The sequence below is a fragment of the Mycobacterium sp. genome, from assembly GCF_052143115.1.
Classification (GTDB): domain Bacteria; phylum Actinomycetota; class Actinomycetes; order Mycobacteriales; family Mycobacteriaceae; genus Mycobacterium.
The window spans coordinates 1-3,560 of sequence record NZ_JBKQTQ010000008.1 but is presented as its reverse complement, the minus strand read 5'-3'; the positions used below and the strand labels follow the sequence as shown (position 1 = coordinate 3,560).

Here is a 3,560-nt window from a genome sequence, read left to right as displayed (position 1 = left end):
CGAGGTCCTCGTCGTCGACCGACACGTCGTGCGGTAAGCGTCCGAGGACGGAGTCGTATTTGAGCAGGTGCGCCAGAGTCTTGTTGTCCGTGAGGTCGTTCACCGCGACGATCTCGATGTCGCTGGTGCCTGCCGCGCGTTGTACGTCCACCGCACGAAAGAAGTTTCGGCCGACACGCCCAAAACCGTTCACGCCTACCCGAATAGCCATAGTGATCTCCTCGTAGTTCTGTGGTCTGGGCGCATCATCACTTGCACGCCACCTTGAGTCTGACCGCGCCTCGGGCCGAGCAGCAGAGGACAAGGTCCTCGCTTTCCTGGGAGTTCGGGATCGGCGTCTCGAGCCGAGTGCTGGTCGACATCAGCCCGATGGGCTGATCAACCATGAAGGATCGGCTGACAGGATCTCTGTCGGTTCATCAAAATCGTTGCTGCTTTGCGAATACAAAGCGTGTCCACCACGCACAGCCCGTGTTGATGGTCTGTCGCGGGCGAGGTGGGAACGGGCCCTGCATGTGACAACGGACCGCGATCCGTGATGACTTTGGACCCTAGGGAGGCGTGGGGGCGGTCGAAACGATGGGATCAGCGTCGCCTTGATCGGGGCGGACTGACAACCCGGGAAGGGTAATGACATGACGACTGCTGCCGGCGATGCGCTGTTATTGACCGACCCCGACGTTGATGTCCTCGCGTACCAATTCCTGCATTCTGACTACGCCACCTACGCGTATATAAATTGGCCGCTCGATCGACGCCTCGAAGGTTTCCTTCGGCATCGCGGGATGGCACGAGTCGCCGATGATGGCGATACGTGCAGCGTCCTCCTTGACCGCGTCATGAGGTATATCTCGACGGATTCATGAAGTTGGTCCGCGACGAGTTTTATGTGTGGAGAGATCATGACCACCGGTGAAGGCTTCACGCTTTCGCAGCTACAGCACGAGAAGAGTGACGGCGTACAACTCGCGCCGGCAACACATAACTCCAAAACGGTTGAGGCACAACCTACGTCGATTGATTTGGCTAGGGAGCCGCCCGAACCCCAGATAACTCAGCCAGCACCCTAACTGCGAGATCGCCTTCGGTGCAGTCGATCGTGCGGCATGAGATTCTGTCTTTCGAAGGCGTCGACTCACCAGTCAGAGAAATCGGCAGGGAAGCGCTCCGTTGATCGCCGCTGCCTGGTTGCAATGCCGTCAGGGATCGGGGACCAATGCCCCTAGGGCCCAGTATGGGGTCTCCGTACCGTAGAGGACGACAAAGGGCAGGATGCCAACGGAGTCGGCGCAGCCTCCTAACTGGCGAGGTCACCACGCACCGCCGTCCTGACCGCTGGGCAGTGTCACAGCTTTGGGCCGCTTAACGGCTACCGTCGCCGGACTTCGGCGCTATCGAATACTTTGGAGCATCAGTGCCCAATACGAATACCGACATTGATCTCACGAGCCTGCAGTTGGGCCAGTTGCGTGACGACGTAGACGACCTCGTGGCGCGATTGGCCACAGCCGAGTCACTGTGGTCTTGGTGGCTCACCGGCGTGGCGACCCAGAATCGATCGAGCGCCCGAAACATGCTGCACTATTGGGCAATTCGACAATGCGACCTGCGCGACCTGCAGGCCCGGCTCGCTGCCTACGGGCTGTCCTCATTGGGTCGCAGCGAGCCCCACGTCGAGGCCACCTTGCTCTTGGTGAGGTCGGCGATCTGTGCCATGCTCGGTGACACCTGGCAGCAGCCTGCGCAAACCGGCGCCGGCATCGACGACGGCGCCGAACTGCTCCGCCACCGAACGCAGCAGTTGCTCGGCCCGGAGCCGGTCGATCGCGTGACCCGCATCATGGTCACACTGCCCTCCTCGGCTGCGACCGACCGCGACTTGGTTCGCCAGTTGGTGAAACTCGGCATGAACATCGCACGCATCAACTGTGCGCACGACGATGCCGAGGCATGGCGCTCTATGGCACAACATGTCAAGCAAGCGGCCGAGGCGACCGGCCGAACCTGCTTGGTCGCTATGGACCTTGGAGGACCAAAGCTGCGGACTGGGCCGCTTGAACCCGGGCCGCGCATCGTGAAACTCCGGCCATCCAGGAACGCGCTTGGGCGGGAAACCGCCCCGGCGCGGGCATGGCTGACTGCGGCGGAAGAGCCGACCGAGCCGCCCGAAGCCGGCATGGTGTCGCTACCGGTGTCCGGGGAATGGCTCAGCCGCCGCCACGACGACGACGTCCTGCATCTGCACGACACCCGCGGCTCGAAACGCAGGCTGGTCCTGAAAGCGATTAGCCAGAAGCCAGGCGCCCCCAGCGGATTCGTCGCGACTGTCGGCAAGACCACCTACCTCGCCACCGGGACGTTGCTGCACGTCCACGGCATCGAGGATTCGACACACCTCGGAGAACTCCCGCAAACCGAACAGAGCCTTGTCCTGCATCGCGGAGACACTCTCGAACTGACCAGAGATTGCTCGCCGGTACCGCTGGCCGCCGAGGGTGTTCCGCGCATTGGGTGCACGCTGCCAGAGATCTTCGATCATGCTCACATTGGGCAGAAGGTGCACCTCGATGACGGTCGGATCAGCGGCGAGGTAGTCAGCGTAGGTGCTGGCGTGCTGAGGTTGCGGATCGACCACGCCGCAGACGCAGGGTCGCGCCTCCGCGCCGGCAAGGGAGTCAATGTGCCCGACGCCAACCTCCCGATCTCCGCCCTGACCGACAAGGACCTGTCTGACCTGTCGACGGTCGTCGAGCTGGCCGATCTGGTCGAGATGTCTTTTGTACGAGACCCTTCCGATGTCGAGCAGTTACTCGACTCGTTGAGCCGGCTCCGCGGCGACTCATTGGGAATCGTACTGAAAATTGAGACCCGGCAAGCATTCGAACATCTTCCGCAACTGCTGCTTACGGCGATGCGGCATCCGCGCGTCGGTGTGATGATCGCTCGGGGGGACCTTGCCGTCGAGTGCGGATACGAACGCCTCGCCGAGTTGCAGGAAGAGATTCTGTGGCTGTGCGAGGCGGCGCACCTGCCCGTGATCTGGGCCACCCAAGTACTCGAACAGCTCGCGAAGACAGGGAATCCCTCGCGCGCAGAGATCAGCGATGCGGCAATGAGCGAACGGGCCGAATGCGCGATGCTCAACAAAGGGCCATATATCAACGACGCCGTCGTCGTCCTCGACAGCATCCTTCGGCGAATGACGGATCACCACTATAAGAAGAACGCACTGATGGGGTCCCTAAGCTCCTGGCACCCCGGCTCGCACCATGACCAGCGGTGACGAACGTCTACATCGCCCACCTCAAAAGCGGAGTTGAGACTGTGAGCGTGGGCGGTAAACACACCGCCGTCAGTCGATGTCGGCAAGCATGCGTGGCCGCCGGTGGAACCGCCGGCCTCGCTCTTACCCCGACTATGACCGCCGGGCTGCTTCCAGCAATAGCCGTCGTTCGGCTGCGCCGACGGCGTGTCGCGTCGCGCCGACCGCATCGGGATTAACCGAAACCGATGTGATTCCAAGCCGGACCAGGTGTTCGGCGAAGGCTGGGTTGGTCGAC

General features: G+C 62.0%; 3 protein-coding genes. 2 read left to right on the top strand and 1 reads right to left on the bottom strand.

Translation table 11 applies throughout. From position 1 onward, the window contains the following. Nucleotides 1-211 (bottom strand): glyceraldehyde 3-phosphate dehydrogenase NAD-binding domain-containing protein (locus ACLQI9_RS01040; protein WP_442377101.1); only part of this gene is annotated, 211 nt, incomplete at its 3' end. A 424-nt stretch (nucleotides 212-635) separates the two neighbouring features. Between ACLQI9_RS01040 and ACLQI9_RS01035 the strand changes: the two genes are divergently transcribed. Further along, complete coding sequence (locus ACLQI9_RS01035) at nucleotides 636-866, top strand: hypothetical protein (RefSeq protein WP_442377100.1); 231 nt, start codon at nucleotides 636-638, stop codon at nucleotides 864-866. A 548-nt stretch (nucleotides 867-1,414) separates the two neighbouring features. Further along, the gene (locus tag ACLQI9_RS01030) at nucleotides 1,415-3,283 is read left to right on the top strand and encodes a pyruvate kinase (RefSeq protein WP_442390790.1); all 1,869 of its coding nucleotides are present in this window, start codon (nucleotides 1,415-1,417) and stop codon (nucleotides 3,281-3,283) included. Nucleotides 3,284-3,560 lie beyond the last annotated feature (277 nt).

What these genes read in the sequence shown, in the direction of transcription:
- ACLQI9_RS01035 (WP_442377100.1), top strand. Translation starts at nt 636, where the DNA reads ATGACGACTGCTGCCGGCGATGCGCTGTTATTGACCGACCCCGACGTT.